This window comes from Streptomyces sp. CA-243310 (genome assembly GCF_050936775.1).
Lineage (GTDB): Bacteria > Actinomycetota > Actinomycetes > Streptomycetales > Streptomycetaceae > Streptomyces.
On record NZ_JBNJMF010000002.1, the window covers coordinates 3442356 to 3466424 of the forward strand.

21 protein-coding genes are annotated in these 24069 nt (G+C 70.7%); 5 read left to right on the forward strand and 16 right to left on the reverse strand.

The window, feature by feature from the left end:
- Positions 1-176 precede the first annotated feature (176 nt).
- From ACQEVM_RS33105 to bldG, 4 genes are all read right to left on the reverse strand, one after another.
- Positions 177-740 (reverse strand): small secreted protein, encoded by a 564-nt coding sequence (locus ACQEVM_RS33105; protein WP_433085151.1) that lies wholly within the window; start codon positions 738-740, stop codon positions 177-179.
- Between the two features lie 197 nt (positions 741-937).
- Positions 938-3340 carry a sodium-translocating pyrophosphatase gene (locus tag ACQEVM_RS33110; protein ID WP_433085153.1) on the reverse strand — a complete coding sequence of 801 codons (2403 nt, stop codon included), beginning with the start codon at positions 3338-3340 and terminating at the stop codon, positions 938-940.
- A 546-nt stretch (positions 3341-3886) separates the two neighbouring features.
- Entirely contained in the window at positions 3887-4327 is a 441-nt protein-coding gene (locus tag ACQEVM_RS33115) for an ATP-binding protein (RefSeq protein ID WP_433085155.1), read from the reverse strand.
- 125 nt (positions 4328-4452) lie between these two features.
- Complete coding sequence (bldG, locus tag ACQEVM_RS33120) at positions 4453-4794, reverse strand: anti-sigma factor antagonist BldG (RefSeq protein ID WP_008743037.1); 342 nt, start codon at positions 4792-4794, stop codon at positions 4453-4455.
- 81 nt (positions 4795-4875) lie between these two features.
- On the opposite strand from bldG, the gene ACQEVM_RS33125 reads away from it, so the two are divergent.
- Positions 4876-7329: a DEAD/DEAH box helicase gene (locus tag ACQEVM_RS33125; RefSeq protein WP_433085157.1), complete on the forward strand. Its 2454-nt coding sequence runs from the start codon at positions 4876-4878 to the stop codon at positions 7327-7329.
- A gap of 534 nt (positions 7330-7863) precedes the next feature.
- Here the strand turns inward: ACQEVM_RS33125 and ACQEVM_RS33130 are convergent.
- Genes ACQEVM_RS33130 through ssd form a run of 7 tightly spaced genes read right to left on the reverse strand, consistent with a single transcriptional unit; the run spans position 7864 to position 12856 of the window.
- Positions 7864-8256, reverse strand: a complete 393-nt coding sequence (locus ACQEVM_RS33130; RefSeq protein ID WP_433085159.1) for an Rv3654c family TadE-like protein — start codon at positions 8254-8256, stop codon at positions 7864-7866.
- Entirely contained in the window at positions 8253-8630 is a 378-nt protein-coding gene (locus ACQEVM_RS33135; protein WP_433085161.1) for a TadE family type IV pilus minor pilin, read from the reverse strand. The genes ACQEVM_RS33130 and ACQEVM_RS33135 overlap by 4 nt, the downstream gene beginning before the upstream one ends.
- Positions 8617-8814, reverse strand: coding sequence for a DUF4244 domain-containing protein (locus ACQEVM_RS33140; protein WP_053676892.1), 198 nt, complete (start codon positions 8812-8814; stop codon positions 8617-8619). The genes ACQEVM_RS33135 and ACQEVM_RS33140 overlap by 14 nt, the downstream gene beginning before the upstream one ends.
- 49 nt (positions 8815-8863) lie before the next feature.
- Positions 8864-9643 carry a type II secretion system F family protein gene (locus ACQEVM_RS33145; RefSeq protein WP_433085164.1) on the reverse strand — a complete coding sequence of 260 codons (780 nt, stop codon included), beginning with the start codon at positions 9641-9643 and terminating at the stop codon, positions 8864-8866.
- Positions 9643-10536: a type II secretion system F family protein gene (locus ACQEVM_RS33150; RefSeq protein ID WP_433085166.1), complete on the reverse strand. Its 894-nt coding sequence runs from the start codon at positions 10534-10536 to the stop codon at positions 9643-9645. Before ACQEVM_RS33150 ends, ACQEVM_RS33145 begins: the two co-directional genes overlap by 1 nt.
- Positions 10533-11681: a TadA family conjugal transfer-associated ATPase gene (locus tag ACQEVM_RS33155; RefSeq protein ID WP_433085168.1), complete on the reverse strand. Its 1149-nt coding sequence runs from the start codon at positions 11679-11681 to the stop codon at positions 10533-10535. Before ACQEVM_RS33155 ends, ACQEVM_RS33150 begins: the two co-directional genes overlap by 4 nt.
- Complete coding sequence (gene ssd, locus ACQEVM_RS33160) at positions 11678-12856, reverse strand: septum site-determining protein Ssd (protein WP_433085527.1); 1179 nt, start codon at positions 12854-12856, stop codon at positions 11678-11680. Before ssd ends, ACQEVM_RS33155 begins: the two co-directional genes overlap by 4 nt.
- Positions 12857-13355: 499 nt before the next feature.
- Between ssd and ACQEVM_RS33165 the strand changes: the two genes are divergently transcribed.
- Complete coding sequence (locus ACQEVM_RS33165) at positions 13356-14216, forward strand: HAD family hydrolase (RefSeq protein WP_433085170.1); 861 nt, start codon at positions 13356-13358, stop codon at positions 14214-14216.
- 430 nt (positions 14217-14646) lie between these two features.
- Here ACQEVM_RS33165 and ACQEVM_RS33170 read toward each other — a convergent pair whose 3' ends face one another.
- Positions 14647-15501, reverse strand: a complete 855-nt coding sequence (locus ACQEVM_RS33170; RefSeq protein ID WP_433085172.1) for an oxidoreductase — start codon at positions 15499-15501, stop codon at positions 14647-14649.
- 109 nt (positions 15502-15610) lie between these two features.
- Here ACQEVM_RS33170 and ACQEVM_RS33175 point away from each other — a divergent pair, with 109 nt between their 5' ends.
- Positions 15611-16636 (forward strand): ATP-binding protein, encoded by a 1026-nt coding sequence (locus ACQEVM_RS33175; protein ID WP_433085174.1) that lies wholly within the window; start codon positions 15611-15613, stop codon positions 16634-16636.
- Here the strand turns inward: ACQEVM_RS33175 and ACQEVM_RS33180 are convergent.
- Positions 16590-17903: a hypothetical protein gene (locus ACQEVM_RS33180; protein WP_433085176.1), complete on the reverse strand. Its 1314-nt coding sequence runs from the start codon at positions 17901-17903 to the stop codon at positions 16590-16592. The two genes, ACQEVM_RS33175 and ACQEVM_RS33180, sit on opposite strands and share 47 nt — an antisense overlap.
- A 234-nt stretch (positions 17904-18137) precedes the next feature.
- Between ACQEVM_RS33180 and ACQEVM_RS33185 the strand changes: the two genes are divergently transcribed.
- Complete coding sequence (locus ACQEVM_RS33185; RefSeq protein WP_433085178.1) at positions 18138-20558, forward strand: SulP family inorganic anion transporter; 2421 nt, start codon at positions 18138-18140, stop codon at positions 20556-20558.
- A gap of 300 nt (positions 20559-20858) precedes the next feature.
- On the opposite strand, the gene ACQEVM_RS33190 is transcribed toward ACQEVM_RS33185, so the two are convergent.
- The 3 genes from ACQEVM_RS33190 to ACQEVM_RS33200 are packed head-to-tail and all read right to left on the reverse strand — an operon-like array spanning position 20859 to position 23348.
- On the reverse strand, positions 20859-22532 hold the full coding sequence (locus tag ACQEVM_RS33190) for a recombinase family protein (protein ID WP_433085180.1): 1674 nt from the start codon (positions 22530-22532) through the stop codon (positions 20859-20861).
- Positions 22529-22894: a hypothetical protein gene (locus tag ACQEVM_RS33195; RefSeq protein ID WP_433085182.1), complete on the reverse strand. Its 366-nt coding sequence runs from the start codon at positions 22892-22894 to the stop codon at positions 22529-22531. The genes ACQEVM_RS33190 and ACQEVM_RS33195 overlap by 4 nt, the downstream gene beginning before the upstream one ends.
- Before the next feature lie 22 nt (positions 22895-22916).
- Positions 22917-23348: a helix-turn-helix domain-containing protein gene (locus tag ACQEVM_RS33200; protein WP_433085184.1), complete on the reverse strand. Its 432-nt coding sequence runs from the start codon at positions 23346-23348 to the stop codon at positions 22917-22919.
- 461 nt (positions 23349-23809) lie between these two features.
- On the opposite strand from ACQEVM_RS33200, the gene ACQEVM_RS33205 reads away from it, so the two are divergent.
- Positions 23810-24016 (forward strand): hypothetical protein, encoded by a 207-nt coding sequence (locus tag ACQEVM_RS33205; RefSeq protein WP_433085186.1) that lies wholly within the window; start codon positions 23810-23812, stop codon positions 24014-24016.
- The last annotated feature ends 53 nt before the right edge of the window (positions 24017-24069 follow it).

Genomic DNA, 24069 nt, shown 5'->3' on the forward strand with positions numbered 1-24069 from the left:
CCGGACCGCGATCAGGCCGCGGTCGGGACGGTCAGGGACCGTCAGGAACGGAACCGTGCGGGAAACGCCGACGGGGCGGGCGGTGTCCGTCGAGGACCCCGCCCGCCCCGGTCGACGTGCGTCCGCGCACGCGACGGCGGTGGGGCCGGGGTCACCCACCGGCCCGCCGCTGCGCGCTAACCGGCCGTCGTCGTCTGGACCTGGCAGCCCGGCTGACCGTTCATCGCCTTGTCCAGGCCACCCGTCTTCAGCTTGTCCAGGGCCTGCTTGCCGCCCTGGGTCGCCGCCTCCAGTCCGCCGGCCACGTCCTTGAGGCCCTCGGCGAACTTCGTCTGGTCCTTGACGTCGAGGGCGTCCATCTTCACCTTGAGGTCGGCATAGCCCTTGGAGGTCGCCGCGAAGCCCTGGACAGCGGCGTTCTGCGTCTCCTCGCCACCCTTGACCGGCGGGACTCCCGCCCCGGTCAGAGCGGTCCCCATGGACTTGTACGCCTCGGACATGACCTGGAACGCCGCCGAGTCGGTCTGTTGGACCTCCTCCGGCTTGCTGCTCTCCGTGGCCACGCGCTTGATGTCGACGTTGGAGCTTTCGATCTTCTTGAGTTGGGGTCCCCACGCGTCACAGACCTTCTTGGCCCACGCGTCGGTCTTCTTCTGCCCGTCGTCCTCGCCGCCGCATCCGGACAGCACGAGCATCAGCACCGCACCGCCGGACACTGCGGCCGCAAACTTCTTGTTCACCGGATTGGTCCCTTCGAAGACTCTCGGCCCGGAAGATACACGCCCACCCTGGGCGGACACGGAAAGGCGGACGGGCGGCGCGTCAGTCCGCGCCGCCCGTCCGCCGTTCGGGCGTACCCCCGAACCCCGTGCGGAACAGGGCCGCAGGCCGTTCGGGGCACCGGCCGGGAGCCGCTCGGGCCCCGGCACGGAGAGGGTCAGGAAACCACCGCCGGATCTGTGGGCTGCGCCACTCGCTCGGCCGCGCCGTCCTCGCCCTCGTCACCCACGGCGATGCCGCGCCGCTTGGACACGTACACCGCGACGATGATGACGGTGATGGCCAGGACCGCGACGATCGCCCGCACGGTCGGGCTGGTGTCGTCGCCGTAGCTGAACTGCACGATGGCCGGGGCGATCAGCAGGGCCACCAGGTTCATCACCTTGAGCAGCGGGTTGATGGCCGGGCCGGCGGTGTCCTTGAACGGGTCGCCGACGGTGTCGCCGATGACGACGGCGGCGTGGGCCTCGCTGCCCTTGCCCCCGTGGTGGCCGTCCTCGACGAGCTTCTTCGCGTTGTCCCAGGCGCCGCCGGAGTTGGCGAGGAAGACCGCCATCAGGGTGCCGGTGCCGATGGCACCGGCGAGGAACGAGCCGAGCGCGCCGACACCGAGCGAGAAGCCCACCGCGATCGGGGTGAGCACGGCGAGTAGGCCGGGCGTGGCGAGTTCGCGCAGCGCGTCCTTGGTGCAGATGTCCACGACGCGCCCGTACTCGGGCTTCTCGGTGTAGTCCATGATCCCGGGGTGCTCGCGGAACTGCCGACGCACCTCGTAGACGACGGCGCCCGCGGAGCGGGAGACGGCGTTGATGGCGAGTCCGGAGAACAGGAACACGACGGCCGCGCCGAGGATCAGGCCGACCAGGTTGTTGGGCTGCGCGATGTCGAGGCTGAGGTTCATCTCCCCGGCCTTGGCACCGACTTGCTTGACCGCGGTGGCGATGGCGTCGTTGTACGAGCCGAAGAGCGCGGCGGCGGCGAGCACGGCGGTGGCGATCGCGATGCCCTTGGTGATGGCCTTGGTGGTGTTGCCGACGGCGTCCAGGTCGGTCAGGACCCGCGCGCCGGCGCCTTCGACGTCACCGGACATCTCGGCGATGCCCTGCGCGTTGTCCGACACCGGTCCGAAGGTGTCCATGGCGACGATGACGCCGACCGTGGTCAGCAGGCCGGTGCCGGCCAGGGCCACCGCGAAGAGCGCCAGCATGATCGAGGTGCCGCCGAGCAGGAAGGCCCCGTACACGCCGAGGCCGATGAGCAGCGCGGTGTAGACGGCGGACTCCAGGCCCACCGAGATCCCGGCGAGGACGACGGTGGCCGCGCCGGTCAGCGAGGACTTGCCGATGTCCCGTACGGGGCGCCGGCTGGTCTCGGTGAAGTAGCCGGTCAACTGCTGGATCAGGGCGGCGAGCACGATGCCGATGGCGACGGCGACGACGGCCAGGATCCGCGGGTCTCCGGAGTGGTTGAGGATCGCCGGGTCCTCGACGCCGACGAGCTCCTTGTAGGTGGCCGGCAGGTACGCGTAGACGGCGATCCCGACGAGCACCAGGGAGATCGCGGCGGAGATGAAGAAGCCGCGGTTGATGGCGGTCATCCCGCTGCGGTCGGATCGGCGCGGGGACACCGCGAAGATGCCGATCATGGCGGTGACGACGCCGATCGCGGGAACGATCAGCGGGAACGCCAGACCCAGGTCACCGAAGGCGGCCTTGCCGAGGATCAGCGCGGCCACGAGGGTGACGGCGTAGGACTCGAAGAGGTCGGCCGCCATGCCGGCGCAGTCGCCGACGTTGTCGCCCACGTTGTCGGCGATGGTCGCGGCATTGCGGGGGTCGTCCTCCGGAATGCCCTGCTCGACCTTGCCGACCAGGTCGGCGCCGACGTCGGCGGCCTTGGTGAAGATGCCGCCACCGACACGCATGAACATGGCGATCAGCGCGGCGCCGAGCCCGAAGCCCTCCAGGACCTTGGGGGCGTCGGCGGCGTAGACGAGCACGACGCAGGAGGCGCCGAGCAGGCCGAGGCCGACGGTGAACATGCCGACCACGCCACCGGTGCGGAAGGCGATCCTCATGGCCTTGTGGGCCACTTCGGTCAGGTCCTTGGCGGGTTCGCCCTCGGCAGGGGTCGCCTCCCGCGCGGCGGCGGCCACGCGAACGTTCGCGCGGACCGCGAGGCGCATGCCGATGTAGCCGGTGGCGGCCGAGAAGAGCGCGCCGACGAGGAAGAAGGCGGAACGGCCCGCCCGCTGCGACCAGTCGTCGGCGGGGAGCAGGAAGAGCAGGAAGAACACCACGACGGCGAAGACGCCGAGGGTGCGCAGTTGCCGTCCGAGGTAGGCGTTGGCGCCTTCCTGAACGGCGGCGGCGATCTCCTTCATGCCGGTGGTGCCCTCGTCGGCGGCGAGCACCTGGCGGACCAGGACTTGCGCGACGACGAGTGCGAGAAGTGCGACCGCTGCAATCACGATCACGATGAGCCGATTGTCATCGGTGAGTACTGCGGCGGCCAGATCGGAGGTGCCGATCGGCGCGTTGGGGGTGAAGAGCCCCGTCATTCGTCCTCCTTGACGTGATGAGCTCAAGATGTGGACGGATTGTAGGGAGCGCGACCTGATCAAAACAGTGGGCGGGAAACGCAATTGGCCTGCTCTTGCTCCCCAGCAATAGATCACGTCACTCCAATACCCTCGAAAGTGGTAATGGGGCAAAGGCATTGACGCATGGTCATCGATCCGGAAATTCATGTCCGGGCAGCAGAAAAGGCCCTGCGGAGCAGGGCCTTTGAAGATCGGAAGATGTGAAAGCAACCCCGTCCGGGGACCGTCCGAACCGTGATGCCGTTCGTCCGGCACGCGACGCGGTACGGAGCCACCCGCCGGACGCGACACGGCGGGGAGGGGAGAGATGTGCGTGATCCGGCGCCCGGCAGGCCTGCGGCATGACCAGGGCATGAAAGGCCAGGGCGTACGGGCGGACGCGACGTCAGTACAGACCGGGCACCGAGGCGAATACGGCACCAGGGCACCTTGAAGATCCGATGCGCCGGCCGAAAATCGACCTCGGAGGGGCCGTTCCGGTGACGGAGGTCCTGCCAAGGACCGCTACGGGAGTGCGGAGATCTTCGCCACGGGCCAGCTCATCCGGATGGTGCCGCCCCCTTCGCCGCTGGTCACCTCGACATCGTCGACGAGTCCACTGATCACGGCGAGGCCCATTTCGTCCTCGCCCTCGTTGTCCGGGTCCAAGGCGGCGGCGATGCCCGACACGGCCTCGGCCGAACCGCCGGCCGGACCGGGAACGTCATCGCCGACCTCGATGGAGAAAACTTTCTCCTCCTCGGTCAGGACCACCCGGACCGGACCGGTCAGCCCGTTGTTGCGGTGCAGCCCGACGGCGCGCGAGCAGGCCTCACCCACGGCGAGGCGAACCTCGTCGAGGACGGCTTCCTCCACCCCGGCCCGGCGCGCCACGGCGGCCGCGACCAGGCGGGCCGTCCGGACGTGTTCGGGCTGGGCGCTGAAGCGCAGTTCAACGGTGGCCATGCGCGTCCCCCTCGGACTCTGGGCGCGGACCAACGGGCGCGCCTTGACAGGGGCCCGGACCGACCATGGTCCGGTACCCCCCGCTCCTCGTCGGCTTCTGACGGCGTTTCGGCCGCCGGAAACCGTCAGTCGGTGGCGTTGACGGCGTCTTCCACGGTCGTGTGGATCGGGAACACCTTGGTCAGACCGGTGATACGGAAGATTTTCAGGATGCGCTCCTGGTTGCAGACCAGACGCAGCGAGCCCTCGTGCGCACGAACACGCTTGAGGCCTCCCACGAGCACACCGAGGCCGGTGGAGTCGAGGAAGTCCACTCGCTCCATGTCGACAACCAAGTGGTAGCTGCCGTCGTTCACCAACTCCACCAACTGCTCGCGCAGCTTGGGCGCGGTATACACATCAATCTCGCCACCGACCTCTACGACCGTGCGGTCGCCGACAGTGCGAGTCGACAGGGACAGGTCCACGGATCCTCCAGCACCTTGCTATCGAGCGGCGCCCCCCAGGGGCCTCCCCATCCGAAGGTAGGAGAGGGATCGGCTGCCGCGATGGCATTCAATCACTTACCGGCAGGCGCGCACGACGCCTTGGGTCCATTGTCCCGCACGCCGGTGACACACTCGGTTCCAATGGCCAATACTCACCGTCCCGGTCGGCCCACGGCAGCCGCGGACTCTCGACCCACTCCGAGCACGGTCCTGGACCGGCTGGCACGGGGGCCTTCTCGAGCTGCGCGCATCACCCATACGGAGCACTTGCCCCCTCGGGCGGGTCGTCATGCGGTCTGGCCCGACCGCATCCGAACTGATGTCGTGGCCGCCATTCAGGCCGCCGGAATCGAACATCCGTGGGAACACCAGGCCGCGGCGGCCGAGCACGCCCTGGACGGCACGTCCGTGGTCGTGGCCACCGGCACCGCCTCGGGCAAATCCCTGGCCTACCTGGCCCCCGTGCTCTCCGCCCTCGCGGACGGCGCCGAGGCCCCCAACGGCCGGGGCGCGACCGCCCTGTACCTGGCCCCCACCAAGGCCCTGGCGGCCGACCAGCGGCGCGCCGTACGGGAGCTGGCGAGCCCGCTGGGCAACGCGATCCGGCCCGCCGTCTACGACGGGGACACCCCCGTCGAGGAACGCGAGTGGGTGCGCCAGTACGCGAACTACGTGCTCACCAACCCCGACATGCTGCACCGCGGGATCCTCCCCGCCCACCCGCGCTGGTCATCGTTCCTGAAGGCGCTGCGCTACGTGGTGATCGACGAGTGCCACAGCTACCGGGGGGTTTTCGGCTCCCACGTGGCCCAGGTACTGCGGCGGCTGCGGCGGCTGTGTGCCCGTTACGGCTCGGAACCCGTCTTCCTGCTGGCCTCCGCGACCTCCAGCGACCCGGCGACCTCCGCGTCCCGGCTGACCGGCCTGAAGGTCGTGGAGGTCGCCGACGACGCCTCCCCGCGGGGCGAGGTGGTCTTCGCCCTGTGGGAGCCCCCGCTGACCGACATGAAGGGCGAGAAGGGCGCTCCCGTGCGCCGTACGGCCACCGCCGAGACCGCCGACCTGCTGACCGACCTGGTGGTCCAGGGGGTCCGCACGGTGGCTTTCGTGCGATCACGGCGCGGCGCGGAACTGATCGCCGTGATCGCCCAGGAGCGGCTCGCCGAGGTGGACCGGTCCCTGCCGCGGCGGGTGGCCGCGTACCGGGGCGGTTACCTGCCCGAGGAGCGGCGCGCCCTGGAGCGGGCCCTGCACTCCGGGCAACTGCTGGGGCTGGCCGCCACCACCGCCCTGGAACTCGGCGTGGACGTCTCCGGCCTGGACGCGGTGCTGATCACCGGCTATCCGGGCACGCGGGCCTCCCTGTGGCAGCAGGCAGGGCGGGCCGGCCGCTCGGGACAGGGCGCCCTGGCCGTCCTGGTGGCCCGTGACGACCCGCTGGACACCTACCTGGTCCACCACCCCGAGGCGCTGTTCCGGCAGCCCGTGGAGGCCACCGTGCTGGATCCGGACAACCCGTACGTGCTCGCCCCGCACCTGTGCGCGGCAGCCGCCGAGCTCCCGCTGACCGAGGCGGACCTCGACCTCTTCGGACCGGCGGCCGGCGGCCTCCTCCCGCAGCTGGAGGCGGCGAAACTGCTGCGCCGCCGGGCCACGGCCTGGCACTGGACCCGCCGGGAACGCGCCTCGGACCTGACCGACATCCGGGGCGGCGGGGGCCGTCCCGTGCAGATCGTGGAGGCGGCCACCGGCCGGCTGCTCGGCACCGTCGACGAGTCGGCCTCCCACACGGCCGTTCACGACGGGGCCGTTCATCTCCACCAGGGCCGCACCTACCTGGTGAAACACCTCGACCTGGAGGACTCGGTCGCACTGGTGGAGCAGGCCGATCCGCCCTTCTCCACCACCGCGCGCGACACCACGTCCATCGCGGTGCTGGAGACCGAGAGCGAGATCCCGTGGGGTCAGGGCAGGCTCTGTTTCGGCTCCGTCGAGGTCACCAACCAGGTCGTCTCCTACCTGCGGCGCAAGCTGATCTCCGGCGAGGTGCTCGGCGAGGCCAAGCTCGACCTGCCGCCGCGCACCCTGCGCACCCGGGCCGTCTGGTGGACGGTCACCGAGGACCAGCTCGACGAGGCCCGGATCAACCCGGAGATCCTCGGCGGCGCCCTGCACGCCGCCGAGCACGCCTCCATCGGTCTGCTCCCGCTGTTCGCCACCTGCGACCGCTGGGACATCGGCGGGGTCTCCGTCCCGCTGCACCCCGACACCCTGCTGCCCACGGTGTTCGTCTACGACGGCCACCCCGGCGGCGCCGGGTTCGCGGAACGCGCCTTCCACACGGCCCGCAGCTGGCTGACGGCCACCCGCGACGCCATCGCGGCCTGCGAATGCGAGGCGGGCTGCCCCTCCTGCATCCAGTCGCCCAAGTGCGGCAATGGCAACGACCCCCTCCACAAACGCGGCGCCATCCGTCTGCTCACCCGTCTGCTCGCCGACGCCCCGGAGAGCTGAACCGGCACCCGCGTCCCGCCCAGGCCACGCCGGACGAACCGCACCGAACGAAACACCGACGAACCAGCCCCGGAGCGGACCGGGCACGGCGGGGCGGGGCCGGACAGGACCGGGCGGGCAGGCAGGCGGGCAGGGAGGACCCCGGGTGCGGGCCGGCGCGGGCCGGCCCGGCCCGGCCCGGTCACGGCGGCCCGGCGGGCAGTGAGGCGGCCCAGCCGAGGGCGGCGGCCCGAACGCCACGTCCTGGAGACGCATCGTGCCCCCGTCCGGTCCGCCTCCGCGCGCCCGGCCCCGGCGCCCCGGAAATCCGACGGGAGCCGATGGGCCGAACGGGTCGCGCACGGTCCCGAGCCGCCGCCCCGGCGCCTTCCCGGGGGCCCGGACACCACGGCCCTGCCCACCCGGGACCAAGCCTTGGGGCGACCCCGGCAACCACCGGTGCGGTGACCGTGTGGTGCCCGCCGGAACCGCCGCACCGGGCAGGGCCCACGGACCGGCTGCCCCCGGGCAGGGCTCACGGATCGCGGGCCGGACTCACGGGTCGGCCGGCCCTCGGCCTGGAGAGGACGGACCGGCCGGCCCCCGGGCCTGGGAAGGCGGGAGCGGAGGGCCCGCCCGGGACGCGAGCGTGGGAGCGAAGGGGCCGGTCGGGGCACGGGCCACGACCTCGGCGACCTCACCGTGAACGTCGCAGGCGGTCAGACTCGCGCCCTGTGCCCGCGCCACCCGCACCGCCGTCGCACAGGCAGCCTCGGGGCCGTGCGCCCAGGTCGCCGCCGCGGCGAGGGCCGCCAGGTCCGCGGCCGCAGCCGCCCGGTGCCGCGCCACGACGGCCTGACCGAGCAGCAGGACACCCCCGAACACCGCCGCCAGCACCGTCGTCACCAACGCCGCCCACACGGTGGCGGAGCCCCGGTCCCGCCTCACGGCGGCGGCCCCACACTGTCCTCCGCCAAGGCCACCGCCTGGGCGCCGAGACGTACCGGCAGCCCGCCCGGCCCGGGCGCCGGCGCCGCGACCCGAACCCTCCACAGGTCCCCCACCCGCTCCAACCGCACCTCCGCTCCCCGCGGGGCGGCGGCCCCGGCCGCCGCCACCACGACCTCCGCCGACTCCGAGCGGGCCGCGGCCCGCGCCCCCGCCCGGGCCGCGTCCACGCACCGGATCTGCGCGGCCGCCGCCATCAGCGCCCACACCAGCAGCGCCGCGAACAACACCAGCGCCGGGATCACCAGAGCCGCCTCCGCGGTCACATATCCGCGGTCGCCCTTTCCGCCCGGGCTTTCCTCAGAACGGCACATCGAGCGCCTTCCCGATGGTGGACTGAAGGGCCGTCGACACCACGTCGCTCGTGACCACCTTGTACAGAACGGCAGCGAACGCACAGGCCGCGATCGTGCCCATGGCGTATTCCGAAGTCGACATCCCGGCATCGCGACCGCGGCCACTGAGCGCGGACCGCACTCGAAACCAGATGATCCTCATGACAACCTCCTGTTTGATTTCACTCTTGATGTGATTTCAGGTTTTGATTTCAAGTGCCCGAGAGAAGACCAGCAGCCATCCCAATCACCACTGGAGCCACTCCCACCACAAGAAATGCGGGGAGGAAACACAGCCCCACAGGTGCGGTGACGAGTACGGCGGCCCGCTGTGCCCGGGTAGTGGCCTGTCGGGCCCGGTCCGCCCTGAGGGCCGACGCCAGGCGGGAGACCGGTTCGGCGGCCGGAGCCCCCGTACGAGCGGCCCGCTCCAGGCACTCCGCCAGCTCACGGGCGCCCGGTATCTCCGCCAACCTCCCCCACCCCGCACCCGGTTCGCCACCGAGCCGCAGTTCCGCCCCGGCCACCGCCAGTCGCTCCCCCACGGGGCCGCCCAGCGACTCCCCGACCACCTCGGCCGCCTCCACCGGGCCGGCTCCGGCCGCCAGGCAGGCAGCCAACAGATCTGCCGCAAAGGGAAGTTGCCGCTCCACCTCACGGGGGTCCGCTCCGACCGACATCGCTGCGGCCCTCGATCGCAGGCGCCACACCGCGTACGCCGCGCCGCACCCGACCAGGACACCCGTCACACCGCCGACCAGTACCCAGGCCGCCACCAGAGCGCCCGCCGGCCACGACCACGTGACGACCCGATCCCGCGCCCGAGGCCCGAACAGCGGCCCGCGCGGAACTGTTCGCACCCTCAGCAGTGCCCTGATCCGCCGCCGGGTCTTCCGCCGCCGTACTCCTGACGCGGCCGCCGATCCCACGCACGACACCGCCACCGCGAGGCACAACGCCACCCCCAACCGGTGGACCCACGCCTCATCCATCACCGCTCCCCCGCCCGTACGATCCGGCGGCACCACAACATCCCCAGCGCCTCCAGCACCGCGCCCGCCACCAGGCAGCCCCACCCCATCGGGGTGTGCAGCAGGACCGCGAGCGGGTCCGCCCCGAGGCCGGTACCGATCACCAGCCCCACCAGGGGCAACAAGGCCAGCACCACCGCCGTCGAGCGAGCTCCGGCCAACTGGGCCCGCAGCGACTCCTCCCGGTCCCGCTCCGCTCTCAACGCCCCCTCGAGTCGGTCCAGTCCGGCTGCCAGGCCGGCGCCCCCGTCCACGGAGACCCGCCAGCAGGCCGCCATCCCGGCCAGCCCCTCCGCGCCCGGCTCCCGCGACGCCTCGCGCAGTGCCAGGGCGACATCGCCCCCGAAAGCCGCGGCGGCCAGCACCCCGGCCTCCACCGCACCCAGACCACCGGTGCCCGTAGTGGTGCGTCTCAGCGCCGCGCCCAGGGCCCGGCCGGGCTGCGCACCCGCCCTCAGTTCCCCCACGGTGACCCCGCACAACGCCATCACGTCGGCGGCCCGGGCCTCCCTGGACCGTTCCCGATCCCTGCCCCTCAACCATTTCCTCAGCAGCGGCACCGAGGCCGCCCCCAGCGCCAGCGGAAGCACGGAACCGCCGAACAACGCCACCAGCACCCCGACCCCGGCGCCGGACCACTCCCGCCATCGCGCGGCCCGCACCCGGACCGCGATCAGCAGCCGCTCCCGACGCGCTGATCCTGCCGACACCGCCGGAGCGCCGCCGATCGGCAACAACCGGGCCCGTCGGGACACCTGATCGCCTCCGGCCAACATCCAGGCGGCGGCCCCCGCGCAGAGCACACCGGCGAGCACCGGCGCGGAGCCCGCCACCCCGACCGTCCCGGCGCTCATCGGGAAACCTCCAACAGCGGACCGAGCCGGGCCCAGCCCCTTTCCCGTACGAACCCCCGCGCCGACCAGAGCAACGCGGGCACCGTCACCACCAGCCCGGCCGGGTCCCGTTCGAGGACGTGCACCTCGGCCACCCGGCGGCGCCCGGCCCGGTCCCGAACCAGGTGAACCACCAGGGTCAGCGCGGCCGCCAACTGGCTGTGCAGAGCGGCACGATCGAGCCCCGCAGTCGTACCGAGCGCCTCCAACCGCGCCGGCACATGAGCTGCCGCATTGGCATGAACCGTGCCACAGCCCCCTTCGTGGCCCGTATTGAGGGCGGCCAGCAGGTCCGCCACCTCCGGGCCCCGCACTTCCCCGACCACCAGCCGATCGGGGCGCATCCTCAACGCCTGCCGGACCAGGTCCGCCAGGGTGACGAGACCTGCTCCCTCCTGATTCGCGGGCCGGGTCTCCAGCCGCACGACGTGTGGATGGTCGGGGCGCAGCTCGGCCGAGTCCTCGGCCAGGACGATCCGTTCACCCGGCCCGACCAGGCCCAACAGGGCGCTCAGCAGGGTGGTCTTGCCCGTTCCGGTGCCTCCGGAGACGAGGAAGGAGAGCCGGGCCTCGACCATCGCCCGGAGCAGCTCGTGCCCGCCCGGCGGCAGGGTCCCCGCGGTCACCAACTCGTCCAATGTGAAGGCTCTCGGCCGGACGACCCGCAGTGACAGGCAGGCGGATCCGACGGCGACCGGTGGCAGCACGGCATGCAGCCGGGTGCCGTCCGGCATACGGGCGTCCACCCAGGGCCGGGCGTCGTCGAGGCGCCGTCCCGCCACGGCGGCCAGCCGTTGCGCGAGCCTGCGCACCGCCGCGGCGTCGGCGAAGGTCACCCCGGTGAGTTCCAGCCCTCCTCCGCGGTCCACCCACACCCGGTCGGGTGCCGCCACCAGCACGTCGGTGACCTCGGGGTCGGCGAGGAGCGCCTCCAGCGGGCCGGCGCCGACCAGTTCCGACCGTAACTCGGCCGCCGCACCGAGCACTTCCGCGTCTCCGAGCAGCCGGCCCTGAGCCCGCAGGGCCGCCGCGACCCTGGCCGGGGTCGGCTCCGCTCCGCTCTCCGCGAGCCGTTGCCGCACCGCGTCCAGGAGCAGCGCGCTCATGCCGGCACCCCTTGTGCGGATCCGAGGGCCCGCCGCCAGAAGCCGTCGCAGAAGCGGGCCAGGGCGCCCCGCCCGCGGGACCCCGGCGGTTCCCCCTCGGCCACCCGTCCCGGCAGTCCCACCTCGACCGGCACCTCGCCGGCCAGGGGTGCTCCCAGCAGTCGGGCCACGGCTTCGGCGTCGAGCCCCTCGGGACAGCGCCCCCGTACGACCACGCGGACGTCCCGGGCGACCATCCGCACCCCTGCCGCCACCCGCCCGGCTGCGGCCACGGCCCTCAACTCACCCGGCACCACCATCAGTACGAGATCCAACTGGGCCAGCACCTCGGCCACCGCCTCGTCCACCCGCCGGGGCAGATCGACGACGACCACGCCGCCACGGCGGCGGGCCGCGGCGATCACCGAGCGCATCGCTGCGGGCGGCACCACGACCCGGTCCCCTCGGTCCCAGCTGAGCACCCGGAGCGCGTGCAGTTCCGGCAGGGACTCCTCCAGTGCCCCGGCCCCGACCCGGCCCCGCGAGGCCGCGAAGTCCGGCCAGCGCAGCCCTTCGGCGCCCTCGCCCCCGAGCAGTACGTCCATGCCCCCGCCGAGGGGGTCCCCGTCGATGAGGATGGTGCGTTCGCCGGCGCGCGCGGCCCGTACCGCGAGCGCGCAGGCCAGCGTCGACGCGCCGGCGCCGCCACTGCCTCCGATCACGCCGACCGCGAGGGCGGGCCGGCCGGCCCCTTCCACCACGTCGGCAATGCGGTCGACGAGTCGGCTCTCCGCGTCGGGGAGCCTCAGCACCTCCTCGGCGCCGATCTCCAACGCCCGCTGCCACACCAGCGGGTCGTCCAGATCCCGGCCGACGAGAAGGACCGCGTCCCGGCGGGGCGCGCCGCGGACCCGGCGTGCCGCGTCGTCCCCGACGAGCACGAGCGGGGCGGAGTCCCAACCGACGCTGCCGGACGTCGACATGGGGAGATCGACGTTCTCTCCGTCGCCTTCCGCCGGGACCCCGGCTCCGCCCGGTTCGGGCACCGCGTGGTGGACGTGCGGTTCGGCGCCCGCGGCGGCGCACAGCCGCAGCAGGTCGTCGAGCAGCAGGGGGTCCTCGGTGATGATCAGCGGCCGGCCACCACCGGGCACGACCTCTTCCGCCCGCTTCGACGGCCTTCCCCCACCGGACAGCTCGGACTCCGGTGCTTCACACGACTTCGATCCAGCCGATCCAGCCACGATCTCGCCCCCTTCTCACTGCGAATCCAGGCACCGCGGACTTCGCGGCTGGAATCACCGTGCAGGGATCCGGGAAATGAAGTGGATCTTGCTCGAAAACTGTGGACAAGAAGCCCTCTGTGAATAACTCCGCCACCCCATCGTGTGAGTTCAGAGCGCGGCGGAACCACTACACACAGTCACGAGTTCAAGGAGGTGAGGGCCTTCGCGACGCAAGGCCGCCGAAGAGGAGGGGCCGGGGAAATGGTCACCACGGGCCGAAGGCAAGGGACGCAAACCGCGTCCGGACATGCGACGACCCCCGCCGGGGGGGAGAGCGGGGGTCGTCCCCACGGTCCGACTCGGGGGGGGAGGAGCCAGACCGGGTTAGCACGGTCGCGAACGATCCGTGACTTCCATGGTGTACCCGAGAGCCCTCTCAGGCAAACCCACGCGCCACACCTTACGCCGAATGGTGGGCGCATATGCTCGGGGCGTGGAAAATCAGCCCTTGCCGCACTCCTCGCCTCGGACCGCTGCCTTCTTCGACCTGGACAAGACGGTCATTGCGAAGTCGAGCACTCTGACGTTCAGCAAGTCCTTCTACCAGGGTGGCCTGATCAACCGGCGGGCCGTACTGCGCACCGCTTACACCCAGTTCTTCTTCTTGGTCGGCGGCGCCGACCACGATCAGATGGAGCGGATGCGGGAGTACCTGTCCGCCCTCTGCAAGGGGTGGAACGTCCAGCAGGTGCGCGAGATCGTCGCCGAAGCGCTGCACGACCTCATCGACCCGATCATCTACGACGAGGCCGCGTCCCTCATCGAGGCCCACCACACGGCCGGCCGTGACGTGGTGATCGTGTCGACCTCCGGCGCCGAAGTGGTCGAGCCGATCGGCGAGATGCTCGGCGCGGACCGTGTCGTGGCCACCCGGATGGTGGTCGGCGACGACGGCTGCTTCACGGGCGAGATCGAGTACTACGCCTACGGACCCACGAAGGCGGAGGCCGTACGCGAGCTCGCCGAGTCGGAGGGGTACGACCTCGCGCGGTGTTACGCGTACAGCGACTCGATCACCGACGTGCCGATGCTGGAGGCGGTGGGACACCCCCATGCCGTCAATCCCGACCGGGCGTTGCGCCGCGAGGCGGTCGCGCGGGAGTGGCCGGTGCTGGTGTTCAACAGGCCCGTGCGGCTGAAGCAGCGGCTGCCGGGGTCCATGACGTCCCGACCGGCCCTGGTGGCCGCCGCGGCGGTCGGCGCGGCCGCCGCCACGGCCGGGCTCGTCTGGTACGCGAGCCGGCGGCGGGCGGGCACCTCCGCCGTGTAGTCCCGCGAGCCCCCGCCGCTCCAGGACCCGCTCCAGGACCCGCTCCGCGGCCCGCGCTGCGGCGCTGCACGGCCGCGTCGGAACAACACCGCGCCTGGAAATCGAATGTCCGGATCGTCCACGCTCGCCCGGAAAAGTAAAGAAGTGGAGCCAGGGGTTTCGCTTGTCTCCGAAGCGGAGTACAAAGGAGTCAACGGCCCGCGAGACCAAAGAACATCCGAGAGGATCATCTTTAAAACGCAGTAAGGCCCACGGACCGAAGCATGAACGCCGAGCACCCACGCGACGTCGACCCGTCGATTACGGGCCAGCCGCACCAGGTGACGGGCAAAGTTCCCGACCTGATGGGCATACATTCGAGGACGCTTGGTAACTGGGCGCGAGTGCCAGCGGCGACACCAAGGCAAGACGGTGTCGCCGCAACCCGCGTTCAGGCCGCGCCGCGCTGGAGCGCCTCGCAGACCGCCATCGATTCCCGGGAACCCAGCTCGATCGCCCGGCCGCAGTGTGCGATCCAGGCGGCCATGCCCTCCGCGGTTCCGGACACGTACCCCTCGAAAGCCGCGACGTACGCCTGCGCACCCTGCTCCGCGTGCCCGACCTCGGCCGGGCAGATGGCCTTCGGGTCGAGCCCGCTGTTGATCAGCACGATCCGTTCGGCCGCCCGCGCCACCAGACCGTTGTAGGTCCCGAAGGGGCGCAGGGCCAGCAGTTCGCCGTGCACCACCGATGCCGTGATCAGCGCCGGCGAAGAGCCTCCCGCGATGATCAGCCGCGACAGCCCGTCCAGCCGGCCCGCGACCTCCTCGGCACTCGGAAGCGGCAGGTCGATCAGCGGCTCGTCCACCGGTTCACCCGCCAGACGAGGCCGCCCCACCGTGTCGCCCTCCACCGCCGGCGGCGCGGACGCGTCCGGAGCCGCCGCCGTCGAACCCGACGCGACCAGGTGCAGGCGCGCGAGGACACGCATCGGGGACTGCCGCCAGATGCTCAGGAGCTGCCCGGCCTCGGCCGTCAGGCGCAAAGCCGCACCCACCGCCCGCGCCTGCGACTCCGAACCGAAGTCGGTCCGGCGACGCACCTCTTCCAGGGCCCAGTCGGCGCCCGACAGGGCCGCGCTCCCGCGCGCGCCGCGCAGCGCCGCCTCCGAGGCGATCTCCCCGCTGCGGCGACGCATCACCCGGTGCCCGTAGACCCGGTCCACGGCCTTGCGTACGGAATCCACGGAATCGGAGACACCCGGCAGCCCGGCCAGTGGGGCCAGCGGGTCAGCAGCGCTACTCATAAGTAGGGAGCCTACGCACTGCGCGCGCATAGCACCGACCCCTCCTTGGAGTGGTCTTCTTCACTCAGGTAGACCACTTAGCGCTATCAACCCACTACGCTTGGTGAACATGAAGATCGCTTTCGTGGGAAAGGGCGGCAGCGGCAAGACCACGCTGTCCTCCCTCTTCATCCGCCACCTTGCCGCCAATGAAGCCCCCGTCGTCGCGGTGGACGCCGACATCAACCAGCATCTCGGCGCGGCCCTCGGGCTCGGCGAGGACGAGGCCGCCGAGCTGCCCGCCCTGGGCGCGCACCTGTCGCTCATCAAGGACTACCTGCGCGGATCGAACCCGCGCATCGCGTCCGCCGACGCCATGATCAAGACCACTCCGCCCGGGACCGGGTCGCGCCTGTTGCGGGTCACCGAGGACAACCCGGTGTACGAGGCGTGCGCGCGCACGCTGATGCTCGACGGCGAGCCCGTCCGCCTCATGGCCACCGGGCCGTTCACCGAGGCGGACCTGGGCGTGGCCTGCTACCACTCGAAGGTCGGGGCGGTCGAACTCTGCCTCAATCATCTGGTCGACGGTCCGGACGAGTACGTGGTCGTCGACATGACCGCGGGTTCGGACTCCTTCGCGTCGGGCATGTTCACCCGCTTCGACATGACCTTCCTGGTGGCCGAGCCGACCCGCAAGGGCGTCTCCGTCTACCGCCAGTACAAGGAGTACGCCCGGGACTTCGGGATCGCGCTCAAGGTGATCGGCAACAAGGTGCAGGGGCCGGAGGACATCGAGTTCCTCCAGGACGAGGTCGGCGACGACCTGCTGGTCACCGTCGGGCATTCGGACTGGGTGCGGTCGATGGAAAAGGGACGCCCCGCCCGGTTCGAGCTGCTGGAGGCGACCAACCGGCTCGCGCTGCAGGCGCTCCAGGACGCCGCCGAGGACTCGTACGCCGACCGCGACTGGGCCCGGTACACGGAGCAGATGGTCCACTTCCACCTGCGGAACGCCGAGAGCTGGGGGAACGCGAAGACCGGGGTCGACCTGGCGGAACAGGTCGACCCCGATTTCGTCCTCCGCGAGACCCCGAGCGCGGAGGTGGTCAGCCCTCGTCCGACCCTGACTCGGCCGACTCCGCAGCCGGCTTGACCCCGGCCGGGGAACCGGGGGCGGCCGGCGCTGCCGGCGGCCCCGCGGTGAGGAACTTGCTCCAGCCGGCCTTCGGGGCCTCACCGACGTCGAGGCCGCGCATCCACGCCAGCGTCTTCGGTTCCTGGGCGTCCAGCCAGTCGGCCAGCTCGCGGAACGGCACGCAGCGGACCTCCTTCTGGGTGCACATGGACTTGATGGAGTCCTCGACGGCCTTCATATAGGTGCCGCCGTTCCAGGACTCGAAGTGGTTGCCGATGATCAGCGGTGCCCGGTTGCCCTGGTAGACCCGGTCGAAGGCCTTCTGAAGGCCGTCGCGCATCTGCTCGCCCCAGTAGGCGTGCTGCGAGGGGTCTCCCTGGGTGGTCGTCCCGGACTGGTTGACCATGTAGTTGTAGTCCATGCTCAGGGTGTCGAAGGCACGCCCCGGCATGGGCACCAGTTGCAGGGGAAGGTCCCAGAGCCCGTCGGTCTTCTTGGGCCAGATCTGCTTGCTGATGCCGCTGGAGTCGTAGCGGAAGCCCATGTCCTTGGCCGCCAGCATGAAGTTCTTCTGGCCTTCGAGGCAGGGGGTGCGGGCGCCGATCAACTCCTTCTCGTAGTCGAACGGGAGCGGCTCCAGACCCTTCAGCGCCGGGGTGTTCGTCTTCCAGTTCTTGACGAACGACTTGGCCTGGTTGATCTCGCTCTTCCACTCCTCGACGGACCAGGTGCCGACACCGCCTTCGGGGCCGCAGAAGTGGCCGTTGAAGTGGGTGCCGATCTCGTTGCCCTCCTGCCAGGCCGCGCGGACCTGGGTGGCGGTGTCCTTGATGCCCTGGAGGTCGCCGAAACCGATGTCGGAACGCCCCGGCGAGTGCTGCGGAGCGGTGTAGAGCGAGGCCTTCTCCTCCGGCAGCATGTACACGCCGCTGAGGAAGTAGGTCATTCGGGCGTTGTACTCCTTGCCGACCTCACGGAAGTGCGAGAAGAGCTTCTGGCTGTCCTCGCCGGCGCCGTCCCACGAGAAGACGACGAACTGCGGGGGCTTCTCACCGGGCTTCATCCGCTGCGGCTTCACGACGTTCGGCTGGAGGCCGGTGTACGCGGTCGAGCCGTCCCCGATGAGCCGCTTCACACTGCCCGGGGCCTCCGGTGCGGCGGCGCCCTTCCTGGCGTTCTGGCCACCGGGCGCGGGCTTGGCGGGTTCCGAGGAGCACCCGGCAGCGCCCAGGACCAGGGCCGTGGCGACCAGGCCGCCGGCGATCTTCTTCGTGGCGGCGATCATCCGCACACCTCTCCCTCGCAGTTCCATCGCAGGACTTCCGCGCCGCAACGTCCCATGCGGTCAGGTTTGAGGAAGGTATGACAAGCCGGACAAAATGCTTAATCACTCCTGGGAGCTAATTCCTAGGCCATTTACTCCCATTTCTCACCACCTCTCTTTACTCTCCATTACCGTTCATTTACCGAGTGTTGAGACTCCCGCCGCTTCATCCCTCCTCAGAGGAGACGGGAACCCATGACAGCCACCACTGAAGGCGCCGCCGAAGACTCCCCGGGCGCCGCCCTCTCGCCCCCAGCGTCCACCCGACCTCCCGTACCTCCCGTTTCCGTCAAGAGCTTCCCGGCGGACCTGTCCGCCTCCATCGCCGTCTTCCTGATCGCCCTGCCGCTTTCCCTGGGCATCGCCCTGGCCACGGGCGCCCCGCTCCAGGCGGGGCTGGTGGCCGCGGCCGTCGGCGGGATCGTGGCCGGCCGGCTCGGGGGCGCGCCGCTTCAGGTCAGCGGCCCCGCCGCAGGCCTCACGGTGGTCACCGCCGAACTGATCCAGCGCTACGGATGGCGCACCACCTGCGCCATCACCGTGCTCGCCGGCTGCTGCCAGCTCGGGCTCGCCTTCCTGCGTACGGCCCGGTCCGCGCTGATGGTGAGCCCGGCGATCGTGCACGGCATGCTCGCCGGCATCGGCGTGACCATCGCGCTGGCGCAGTTGCACATCGTTCTCGGCGGCACCCCGCAGAGCTCCGCCGTGGCCAACGTCCGGGGTCTGCCCGGCCAGTTGGCCGACCTGCATCCGGTCGCGCTGGGGATCAGCGCGCTCACCCTGGTCGTCCTGCTCGGTTGGCCGCGGCTGCCGGGCCGGATCGGCCGGAACGTGCGCAGGGTTCCCGCCGCGCTCGCGGCCGTCGCCACGGCCACCGCGTTCGCCGCCCTGGCCGGCCTCAGCCTGCCCCGGGTGGACCTGCCGTCCTGGCGCAGCCACGCACTGCCCGAGCTGCCCGAGGGCCCGGTCCTCGGCCTCCTCGCCGCGGTGCTGACCATCACGTTGGTCGGCAGCGTGGAGTCGCTGCTGTCCGCGGTCGCCACGGACAAGCTGATCGCCTCCGAGCGGGGTACGGACAACCGTCCGCCGCGCGTCGACCTCAACCGTGAACTGCGCGGACAGGGCGCGGCGAACATCGTGTCCGGGGCGCTGGGCGGGCTGCCCGTCACGGGCGTGGCGGTCCGTAGCGTCGCCAACGTCAAAGCCGGTGCCACCAGCCGCAATTCCTCGATGATGCACGGCCTCTGGGTACTGATCGCGGCCGCGCTGCTCGTCCCGGTCCTCGACTTGATCCCGCTCGCCGCGCTGGCCGCCCTGGTGATGGCGGTGGGCGTTCAGATGGTCAGCATCACGCACCTGCGCACCGTCACCCGACACCGTGAAGTCCTGGTCTACGCGACGACGATCGTGGCCGTGGTGCTCGGTGGGGTGCTGGAGGGGGTCGCCGTCGGCGTGGCGGTGGCCGTGGGCCTGGCCCTGCACCGTCTCGCGCGGACCCGGATCACGGTGGAGGTGATCGACGGGGTCCATCGCGTATGGGCACGAGGCCAGTTGACCTTCCTCGCGGTACCCCGGTTGAGTCGGGTGCTGAACCAGATCCCGCACGACCGGCCCGCGGTGATCGAGTTGGACGGCTCGTTCATGGACCACGCGGCCTACGAGACCCTGCACGACTGGCAGGACTCCCATCGGGCGCACGGCGGTTCGGTGGAGGTCACCGGCCGCTCCCACAACCGGACCCCCGAGACCGACCGCGGCATGGCGGACCGAGGCAAGGGCCCCGGTACGGGCCAGCGCGGAACCCACCAGTGCTGCCGCCCCTGGACCCCCTGGCAGAACCACTGCGACCATCGGGCCGACATCGGTTCGGGCGAATCCACGGGCGCGCAGGAGCGTACGAGCCCCGGCGCCGGCACGGCCGGTTCCGCGGTCGAGCCCCGGCGGCGCGGAGCGGGCCGGCTGGCCAACGGCATCAGCGCGTTCCAGCGCGACACCGCCCCCCATGTCCGTGATGAACTGGCTCGACTGGCGCGCGAGGGGCAGCGGCCAACGCAGCTCTTCCTCACCTGCGCGGATTCCCGCCTGGTGACCAGCATGATCACGGCCAGCGGCCCCGGCGACCTGTTCACCGTGCGCAACGTCGGCAACCTGGTGCCGTTGCCCGGCGCCGAGTCCACGGACGATTCGGTCGCCGCGGCGATCGAGTACGCCGTGGACGTGCTCCAGGTGGACAGCATCACGGTGTGCGGCCACTCGGGCTGCGGGGCCATGCAGGCCCTGCTGAACTCCCACCCCGGCACTCCCATGACCCCGCTGCGCCGCTGGTTGCGGCACGGCCTGCCCAGCCTGGAGCGGATGGCCAGCCGTCATCACGCGTGGGCCCGGATCGCGGGCCGGCTCCCGGCCGACGCCGTGGAACAGTTGTGTCTGACCAACGTGGTGCAGCAGTTGGAGCACCTGCGGGCGCACGAATCGGTCGCCCGCCGGCTCGCCGAGGGCACTCTGGAACTGCACGGCATGTACTTCCACGTGGGCGAGGCGCAGGCGTATCTGCTCTCGGAGGGCGAGGACTTCTTCGACTGCCGCGTCTTCGACAGCGTCGGTCAGCGCGTCTGAACCTCCCGCGCACCCCGTCCCGGATCACATGCCCGGCTGAACCGATACCCTCCGATATCCGTGCCACGAAGTGGCCCCTTCTCGCTCCCTGCGGCGAGAGGGGGCCACTCGTACGTGGGTCCGGCCGTGATATAGGTCTAAACCAATTCCCGGCTGCCCCTTGCCACCCGGGCCGCCGACTGATGAGCTATGCCCGGGGACACAACGGACACCCTGGGAAAGGGAGATGTCGTGAGCAATGAAAGCCTGGCCAATCTGCTCAGCTAGGCGATAGAAGGACGCTCGTCCTTTGACCTGCGGCTATGCCGCGGCGCGGCGCCCGACCGGGGCCGGCGCCTCTTCCCAGATGGCGACAGCGACGGCGTACGCCCCGCTCGCGTCAGCCTTCGGGCCGGTTCCCTCCGGGTACGCCCACACTCCGCGCAGCAACGTGCGCAGCAGGGCCCGGCGTGTGGCCACAGGCGTGATGGCCCATCGGGTGATGAGTCCGCGGATTACGGGCAGGTACTCGCCTCGGTCCGCTTCTTGCTTCCCTGCGTTGTTGTCGAGCTCGGCGAGCTCGGCCGCGACCGACTCTTGTTCGGCCGTGAGCCGGTTGCGCTCGCGTACGTAGGAGTCCTCGGGGATGATGCCGCGCGAGACCAAGCTCGTCTGGGTGTCGAGCTCTTGCTGAATCTGGGCGAGACGTGCCCCGTGCTGCTTGCGTGCTTGCTCCAGACGTCCGGCGGTGGTGGCCGGCTCCTCGCCTCTCTTCTTCGGTTGCTTGGCTGCTTCCTCGGCGATCTTGGCCGCCTCCGTCTCGATCTCGACTTCGAGCTCGCCAAGTCGTTCGAGGATCGCGGCCTCGACGATCGACCGGAGGATGTAGACGCCATCGCAGGTGCCGTTATCCTTCCGGGCGCTGCACCGGAACAGATATCCGGGCTTGCTGATGAGCACTCCGCCGGCGCCCCTGGTGCTGCTGTTCCCTGCGGTGGTGGCGCCTCCGCAGCGTCCGCAGACGGCCAGCCCTGATGACGGGTAGACCGCGGCGCGGTTGCGGGCAGGCCGGTCCTGGGCAAGCTTGCGCTTGCGCTGGTACTCCTCCCACACGTCCTCTTTCACGATCAGGGTTTGCGCCCCGGGCATGAACACCTTCTTCACGCACAGGGCGGACCGGTGCGCGTTGCCGTCCGGATCGGCGGGGGGACAGTCACAGTCGTCCGGGTGGTACCGGAGCCACCCGGCAGGAAAGCCGCTGTCCATGTACTTGCTGAGTCCGGTCTGGTGCCAGGGCTTCCCCTTCGTGCCGATGTAGCCGTTGCGCCCGAGCCACTGGGTGAGCGAGTTCATGCTCTGTCCGTCGGCCGCTCGCTCGTAGAGATCCCCAACGACCAGGCCCAGGTCTTCGGCCGGCTCGTAGGTCTCCGGGTGGATGACCCCTTCCTCGTCGAGGCGGCGCCTGTGCCAGATGAAGCCCCAGCGTCGTCCGCCTGTGGCCGGTAGGCCGTGGGCGCGGCGGTGCTCGCGGGTCTCGGCCCACTGCTCGCCGATGCGGTCGCTTTCGAACTCGGCGAACTTGAACGCCATGCCCATTTGCAGGCGTCCGAATGCGGTGGTTGTGTCAGCCGACTCGGTCGCGGACTCCAGTCGCCCCCCGACCTGTTCGAGCCTGGCGAGGTTCACCGCGTTGCCGTGACGGGAGCGGCCGAATCGGGAGTATCGCCATACGGCGATGCCGCGCGCGCGCTTCTCCTCGACGGTCTTGATGCCGATCATGATTTTGCGCTTGAACGTCCGGCCGCTGACGTCGAGGTCTTCGACCCACTCGGCGATATACCGGTTCGTACGGTCGGCCCATGCCTTGATGGCCGCGCGCTGAATGTCGGGGCTGATCTTGTCTTCGTAGTAGGTGCTGACCCTGATGTAACCGACCCAGGGCTCGCGATTGCCTCGCGAGCCCTGGAACGTGGCAGGTGTCTGCGTGATGGTCACAATGCCTTCCGTTCCTCTCCGTCGGGGAGCGGGCGAATGCGGATCACGTTGCCCGCGGCCGGCTCGACGCCTTTGCGTACCCCGGGGCTGGGGCACGGCGCGGTGTCCTGGTCGAGCAGACCGCGAGCGACGTGATCGAGCGCTCGGCGGTAACCGGTGTTCTCGGCGTCGGCGAGCTGTTCGGCACTGACTTCGTGTGCCTGGCGGATGGTGCGGACGACGATCAGAGGCATGGCGAGCAGGACCAGGAAGATCGCGGTACGCATCAGGTTGTCGTGGTTGCGGAGCATGCCGAGGATGCCCGCGGCGATTCCGACGCTGAAAAGCGCGAGGGACGTTGCGGGCAGGTACCGGCTGAACACTTTGCCTCCGTGCAGGTTGGTTCTATGCGAGGTTCCCCTCGCCGTTCTTTCGGGGTGTCTCCCGTTGCAACGTCGCAGTCATGGACAGGAAGACCCTGCGGGCCTGCTCGTCCCTGATGCCTAGCTCGTCCGCTGCCTGTTCAGGCGTGATGCGGCGGCCGGTTGTGCCCGGGTTCTGGACGGCGTCTAGCTCGGTCGCGTCGAGGATGCCGGCGCGTACGAGTACCTCGCTCAGCGGTGACCCAAGGGCTTCGGCGAGCAGGGCGAGAACGCGGGTGTCCGTGGCTCCGTGGCCGCCGAGAATGCGGCTGATCGTGGCGCGCCCGATGCCGGAGTCGTCGGCGAATTTGGTCTGCCCGCCGCCGCGAGGTCGGAGGTCGTATCCCCGTGCGGTGAGCTGCTGCCGTAGCCACTCGGCGAACTGCGCAGGTGTGGCCCTTGTGCTTCGTTCCATGGGTGGAACATACCGCGCGTGGACGGTACGTCATACACGAACGCTGGAATCAGGACACGCTCCGCCCGAATCATCCGAATCGGCCCCCCTTGACCTCGAACAGGTGACCGATTGTTGCCGGGCATATGCCAACTGTCAACGCGGTTAGTTCGAATCGGAACACCTCGAAAACCGACACGCCGATGTCAGATCATCGTGTTAACGTTCCACTCGTGGACGGAAACGATCCACTCACGGAAGGATGTTGACGCTGTGTATGACCGCTCTGTTCTCGTCGCCGCGGCCCGCACCGCGGGAGATCACACCCCCTCAGACATCGCAAGGCGCATGAAGGTTGCACGAACTACCGCATGGCGTCTCTGGAACGGACACAACGTCCCTTCCGGCGCCCTGGCCGCGGTAGTTGAACGGCACTACGGCGTGACAGCACGTCAACTCATCACGCCCATGGCGGATGCAGCGTGACCACGCCCAATCTCACCCGCCGGCACGCCGTACGCGCCGCCGCCCGGACCTGGTGGACGGGATGCGAGGCCATGGACCGCATGAGCGTCGAGGCCGCGGCCCGCGCCTGCCACGTCGCCGGCGGTCCCTCGCTCGCCGAACTGGTCGCCGCCATCACCACCGACCGCGCCCACCGCGCCGTACCCGCGCGCCGCGCCGCCTAAGACGACGACGGGCCGCCCCGGAGCTGACCCGGGACGGCCCACACGCCCACCAC

Bases quoted from the DNA above. Each gene is read 5' to 3' on its own strand.
- ACQEVM_RS33110 (WP_433085153.1), bottom strand. From the start codon at position 3,340: ATGACGGGGCTCTTCACCCCCAACGCGCCGATCGGCACCTCCGATCTG.
- ACQEVM_RS33115 (WP_433085155.1), bottom strand. From the start codon at position 4,327: ATGGCCACCGTTGAACTGCGCTTCAGCGCCCAGCCCGAACACGTCCGG.
- ACQEVM_RS33125 (WP_433085157.1), top strand. From the start codon at position 4,876: ATGGCATTCAATCACTTACCGGCAGGCGCGCACGACGCCTTGGGTCCA.
- ACQEVM_RS33135 (WP_433085161.1), bottom strand. From the start codon at position 8,630: ATGTGCCGTTCTGAGGAAAGCCCGGGCGGAAAGGGCGACCGCGGATAT.
- ACQEVM_RS33140 (WP_053676892.1), bottom strand. From the start codon at position 8,814: ATGAGGATCATCTGGTTTCGAGTGCGGTCCGCGCTCAGTGGCCGCGGT.
- ACQEVM_RS33145 (WP_433085164.1), bottom strand. From the start codon at position 9,643: ATGGATGAGGCGTGGGTCCACCGGTTGGGGGTGGCGTTGTGCCTCGCG.
- ACQEVM_RS33150 (WP_433085166.1), bottom strand. From the start codon at position 10,536: ATGAGCGCCGGGACGGTCGGGGTGGCGGGCTCCGCGCCGGTGCTCGCC.
- ACQEVM_RS33155 (WP_433085168.1), bottom strand. From the start codon at position 11,681: ATGAGCGCGCTGCTCCTGGACGCGGTGCGGCAACGGCTCGCGGAGAGC.
- ACQEVM_RS33165 (WP_433085170.1), top strand. From the start codon at position 13,356: ATGGTGGGCGCATATGCTCGGGGCGTGGAAAATCAGCCCTTGCCGCAC.
- ACQEVM_RS33170 (WP_433085172.1), bottom strand. From the start codon at position 15,501: ATGAGTAGCGCTGCTGACCCGCTGGCCCCACTGGCCGGGCTGCCGGGT.
- ACQEVM_RS33175 (WP_433085174.1), top strand. From the start codon at position 15,611: ATGAAGATCGCTTTCGTGGGAAAGGGCGGCAGCGGCAAGACCACGCTG.
- ACQEVM_RS33180 (WP_433085176.1), bottom strand. From the start codon at position 17,903: ATGATCGCCGCCACGAAGAAGATCGCCGGCGGCCTGGTCGCCACGGCC.
- ACQEVM_RS33185 (WP_433085178.1), top strand. From the start codon at position 18,138: ATGACAGCCACCACTGAAGGCGCCGCCGAAGACTCCCCGGGCGCCGCC.
- ACQEVM_RS33200 (WP_433085184.1), bottom strand. From the start codon at position 23,348: ATGGAACGAAGCACAAGGGCCACACCTGCGCAGTTCGCCGAGTGGCTA.